The 5,269-nt window shown below is 48.0% G+C and carries 5 protein-coding genes; 2 read left to right on the plus strand and 3 right to left on the minus strand.

Annotation, left to right across the window (positions count from 1 at the left end):
• Positions 1–110 precede the first annotated feature (110 nt).
• Together APA10_RS15425 and APA10_RS09530 are read left to right on the plus strand one after the other, a co-directional pair.
• The gene (locus APA10_RS15425) at positions 111–2,429 is read left to right on the plus strand and encodes an endonuclease toxin domain-containing protein (RefSeq protein ID WP_250698535.1); all 2,319 of its coding nucleotides are present in this window, start codon (positions 111–113) and stop codon (positions 2,427–2,429) included.
• An 86-nt stretch (positions 2,430–2,515) separates the two neighbouring features.
• Complete coding sequence (locus APA10_RS09530; RefSeq protein WP_250697639.1) at positions 2,516–2,989, plus strand: contact-dependent growth inhibition system immunity protein; 474 nt, start codon at positions 2,516–2,518, stop codon at positions 2,987–2,989.
• A 147-nt stretch (positions 2,990–3,136) separates the two neighbouring features.
• Here APA10_RS09530 and APA10_RS09535 read toward each other — a convergent pair whose 3' ends face one another.
• The 3 genes from APA10_RS09535 to APA10_RS09545 are packed head-to-tail and all read right to left on the minus strand — an operon-like array spanning position 3,137 to position 5,046.
• Positions 3,137–4,180 (minus strand): hypothetical protein, encoded by a 1,044-nt coding sequence (locus APA10_RS09535; RefSeq protein ID WP_003631133.1) that lies wholly within the window; start codon positions 4,178–4,180, stop codon positions 3,137–3,139.
• Positions 4,180–4,593 (minus strand): hypothetical protein, encoded by a 414-nt coding sequence (locus APA10_RS14945; RefSeq protein ID WP_124326517.1) that lies wholly within the window; start codon positions 4,591–4,593, stop codon positions 4,180–4,182. Before APA10_RS14945 ends, APA10_RS09535 begins: the two co-directional genes overlap by 1 nt.
• A gap of 42 nt (positions 4,594–4,635) precedes the next feature.
• On the minus strand, positions 4,636–5,046 hold the full coding sequence (locus tag APA10_RS09545) for a nucleotidyltransferase domain-containing protein (protein WP_035366672.1): 411 nt from the start codon (positions 5,044–5,046) through the stop codon (positions 4,636–4,638).
• Positions 5,047–5,269 lie beyond the last annotated feature (223 nt).

The following is a 5,269-nucleotide window of genomic DNA, read 5'->3' on the forward strand; positions in this document are numbered from 1 at the left end:
CAAACTACAACCCTCACGTGCCACACTCAGAGCTTAACTGACGACACGCCGTAGGACGCCCGCTGACTGCGCAAGAAAGTAATCAATATGGTGATATTGTTTATGGTTGTGTGAAGCATGATACCAAGCATATGGGGCCTTACAACGGACCAAAGCAGGGCTGGGATGATGCCATGCGGCAGATTACATTCGATTTGGCGCATTCTCAGGAAACGACTAATCAATTAAATACAATTTACGAAAATATTTTAAATCAGCCTATCAACAACACTGCGTTGCAAAATGATATCAACGCCCTTGCTGGAGAGCAGACATCATTAGCAGATATTCGTAATGAGGTAGCCCATTCGCAAGTATCTCAAAATTATATCCTGAGTGTTGTAAGCGGTGTTCAAGATCGGCAAGCCACAGTTAACACAGATTCTGGTTTTCTAGCCTCAACCATGAATGACTTAGGAAATGGCACGAATACCATTACAAATGTACGAAACGGGTTGATTGGCTCTCAAGGGGAAGTGGGCGTTATCAACACGTATGAGCATGGCCTTTATAATGTTGATGCGGATCAGAATACAATCAACTGGGTCCGCGGCCAGCTTTACTCAGGAAAATCGATACAAGATGTACGCAATATCGATGCACATTCTGACCGCGAGAAAGAAACCCTCCTCCAGACATTACGTGATATTCAGTATCGTGCCGCCAGTGAAAGCACTGATGCAAACTTTTTGACTACCAATATGAATGCGCTGGGGAGCGGGCAGACAACTCTCTCTGATATTCGTAATGGATTGATTAATCTTCCCAACGAAGACTGGGCAATTAATTACAGTGAACAGACACTTTTTGGTCATGACGCGGATCAGGCCACAAAGGACTGGGAACGCGCAGAGATGCGTGATGGAAAATCCATGCAGGATTTGCATCAGATAGAAGCACATTCTGACCGCGAGAAAGAAACCCTGCTGCAGACACTACGGGATATTCAGTATCGTGCAGCTAGTGAAAGCACCGATGCGGGCTTTTTGACTGCAAATATGAATGCGCTGGGGAACGGGCAGACAACTCTCTCTGATATTCGTAATGGATTGATTTCTCTTCCAAACGAGGACTGGGCAATTAATTACAGTGAACAGACACTTTTTGGTCATGATGCGGATCAGGCCACAAAGGACTGGGCACGTGCAGAGATGCGTGATGGAAAATCCATGCAGGATTTGCATCAGATAGAAGCACACAATCAAGAATCTACAACAGAGCTTCAATCTGCTTATGCATTTGTGAATGGGCAGGTTATAGATAATGCGACTCTTGCTGGTTTTCAGAATGCCATGGGGAACGGTGAAAGCCGAGATGATGTTTTCAAACAAATTGTAAATTCTGCGTCTGCTCAATCTGTGATTGATGATGTCTATGCGGATTGGGGACAACTCCCACCAGACAGCTCGGCACTTCAAACCGCGCGCACAGCGCTTTATAACCTCTCCTATGCATGGACCACGACCGTCCAAAACCAGACAGCAGCACAACTCGCTACAGAAGCTGCTGCCTATACTCCATCCGTGTCTGTGTCATTCCAGGATCTCGTTAACAATCTTGCCTCCTCACCAAATCAGGCTGTTGGACTTGAAGCAAATCTGTTGACTAATCCGTATCTTGAATCTGGTGCTACTATTGATGAAGCCCGCACACTGATGACTGTTGGCGGAGTAAATTCTTTTGCTGCGTCAATTGATGAAGAGTCCGTTATAGTTGAGATCAAAGATTTACAACAAGATAACTCAAAAGTATGCGACCCTGTTCAGTTTCGGAGCGCCAAATCGATTGTCACCAATATCAGCAACGCGAACGATATCAAGCCTGCCAATCAAACCTTTGATATTGTAAACGGTAAAAACTGGAGTCAATCTTTTAAAGATAACGGAATTCAGTGGAAATCTGCCGGTGGTCGAAATGATGATCAGGGACTTCCATACGAAGCTTGGGTACAGCACCAACTCAATCCATCGCAAAATCCGAACGGTGTTGTTTGGCTTCAAAACGAAAAATCGAACTGGCGCACCTTTGATCATTGGGACGAAAAAGACGGTAATGCAATTAGTGACAAGACGATCGACCTGCAATTGCCATGGTATCAAAAAAACCCCACAGCAGTTGCTGCCCGTGTCATGGCGAGCGCTTATAAAATGGCAGGATATAATTATGATCAATCGAAAATTGGCTCCAATTCTTTCGTTTCTTTTGGCAAAGATGACATAAAAAAATATACGCTCAACATAGGTGTTCCCTATATTACTGACCCAGCAGAAATGACACCAGAACTGCAAAACGAATGGAAGGCCCTCTGCCGTGCATATCACAGAGCTAACGACATCATTCCCAAACAAACAGGAAAGTCAATTTCAATCCAGATTGATACGGTAAGCTGATCATGACTATGATACGAAGAAAGACTTGCAGCATCCGTCGAACGGATAAATGGATTTCCATAGAGTCCGAAGAGGTATAGTATGGTATGTATTTTTCTCGGAAAGGTCATATTGTTCATGCGCCAAGAGACGTCACGCCTGAGTGGATCGGACAGAATGTTCGTCTCGCTCTTCAAACCAGTGAGAGTTTCACTCCCATCGATGGAGGTTCTGTTAATGGGGACGCACTGATCGCCATGAAAGCAGCATCCAACGAACGTCGGCTAGCTTTCTGGGATGATATTACAGCATCGTATGGTTACAAAAGCCGTGACGTGGCTTGGAAAAAATTTGACCTTGTAGCTGCAGCATGGCGTTTTGAGTTGACGAAAGATATCGAATTGTTAAGCACAAAAAGTTCCCGTGGTGGCGCACATTCGGCGTGGCCCACAAACCGAAATGAGGGCCGTGTTTTTTCTGTTCCAATCGACGCTCCAGACAAGGACATTGGAGAGACAGTATTGAAAGCCTTTGCCAAGTGTGAAGGACCAGGAAAATCTACGGAACCACTGTTTCCTTGATCTCTGCCAAACCAAAATTCCAGATAAAGGGGGCAACCGTTGTGAGGCACCTTGGCTCTGGCGGAATCACCTTTCAGAAACTTTCTGCGTTGAAAGGAACAACGCCCCAGTTGCATGGCCCACAGACTTGGATAGAACATACGCTACCTAATCAGCGCGATAGCGGCGTATGATGCGTTCTGCGTTCTCTATCGCACGCTCCAGCTCCTCATAATTTATGGGTGCAAACGTGGACACTGGTCCTGGGGGCCGGATGTCCACGTCCTCCTCTGGAGGAGTGGTCTCCTGACTTTCGCTTTTTCTCGGCCGCCCGCGTTTCCTGCCGGGTAGGGGTCTTTTGGGAGGGCGTACGATCTCGCGGAGTGGTTCAAGTTCTTTCAGGGCGAATAATCGCCTTGCGGTGCGATGCGTGACTTCAACAATTAGACCATCTGACAGAAATCGTTCCAGATAGATGTAAGCCGCTTTGAGCGACAACCCCAGTTCGTCCGAGAGGCGCGTTGCAGATATCAGTGGGTATGCGGCAAGGATATCTATGACCTTATCGGCACGTGATGTGCTTCTCTGGGCACCTGATTGCAAGCGTGCGTGACGCCAGCTTCGTTCGAGTTTACGCGTACGGTTTTCTACGGCCGTAATTTCATCATTCAGACAGTTCAGGAAGCACGAGATCCATTCTGATGGTTCCCAGGGTGCATCCGCTATAAAAGCTCTGGCGCCAACAAGGGGAAGCGGAAAATGAAGGATATCCGTACGTCGCCAATGTCGGATCAAGGCTGCGCGCATTGGGGCACGGGCATGACCAGCTTCTACCCAGGCATGAAATGCAGTAGCAGCGCCAAGAAGAGGGCCTGATGCCTTGCTGTGTTCAGAAAGCCATCCCAGGGCGCTCTCTATCGCGTTGCGTTGTGCTTCATCTGGCTTAACAAGCCATTGGTATTGCGCAAAAGCAGCATGTGCCGCATCAACAGAGGACCCCCGCTCAAAGACATCAGAACCGAGTGGTACCACTCTCAAGCCCTCAAGTTCGGCGGCAAGTCGCCAGGGATCTATGAGGTGGCCATCGACAGCTGCACAGGCACGTGAGGCTTCAAGCCGTTCCCGAAAGAGGATGGCTGGGAGAAGAGGGTGATGACGGAGACGCTGATCAATGCGGCCGAATGCAATCGCCGTCTGGGTGAGAGCAATCATCAACGAGGCGGATCAATCACTCCAGCAATGGAGTTATATTCTCCAGTATCAACTGTAACATCGAAATGCATTTTAGCAGTTTCAAGGAGACGGGATGTCGCTGTTAACCAGCCCTCAACATCTGCCTGGGGTGGGGCTTTGGGAATCCTGCCGCCAGGTGTCGCATACCGGTAAGTGGTGGCATATCCTGTTAATACTTCTAGTGGACGAAATTCCGGCTTCCATGGATTTTCATCAGGCATGGTATCAAGTATCGCGCCTAATTGATGTTGTTGATGCCGGTTAATATGTAGTCCTTCGGCTGTCATCGTTGCGATCAAGAGCGCCTCAACCGCATAAAAGAGTTGATTGACTGCATTTCGGCTGCGTGTCTCAAGAAGTGTTTTTGCATCATGAAGGTAACAGCTTGCCAACCATATCTGCGCGCCGATTTTTTCGCAATGGGATCAGACTTTTCAGGCAACGCGAACACCTTCACGATGTAAGACATACGACAAAGTATTCGGCACGTTGATTGCTGAACGGACTTCGATATCGCGTTCAGCGACAACATCAGCAATCAAACCGGCGCTTCGCCCAATAGACCAGGTCGTAACGGGATTAAGATCATTATCAGTGGCCGTATTGGGGAGGACGAGGAAAATGTCCCAGTCACTATCTGACCGGTTTGTCCCATTGGCGCGGCTACCGAAAATCCAGACCTGTTTGGCCTTGAGTTGTTTTTTCGCGAGTGCGACAAGGGTCTTCAGCTTTGGTTCGCCAGCAAGCAGGTCATGCGCACGCTGATTGTTATGCCTTCTGCGCTCTACGGCGTTTGCTTGAATTTCTCCAGAAAGGGCACGTTCTCGTTTCTCGCCGATAATCATGGTTTGCATCTTGAATATCCGCTCAGTGTTCTAGTGTGCTTTAGGTTCTTTACCACATATCGCAGAAAGACGTCAGCTCTCTCAATTCTAGGACCTGTTAGGGCTTGATCCAGTCTGCTGCGGCAGCGATGTGGATGACGGCGAGGAACGCTGTTGCTGTTTTTTCGTATCTAGGTGTTTAGTCCCGGGGTTTGATGGTGTGATATTTTCACGAGAGTGGAAG

Source organism: Acetobacter pasteurianus subsp. pasteurianus LMG 1262 = NBRC 106471 (assembly GCF_000285275.1).
GTDB classification, from domain to species: Bacteria; Pseudomonadota; Alphaproteobacteria; order Acetobacterales; family Acetobacteraceae; genus Acetobacter; species Acetobacter pasteurianus.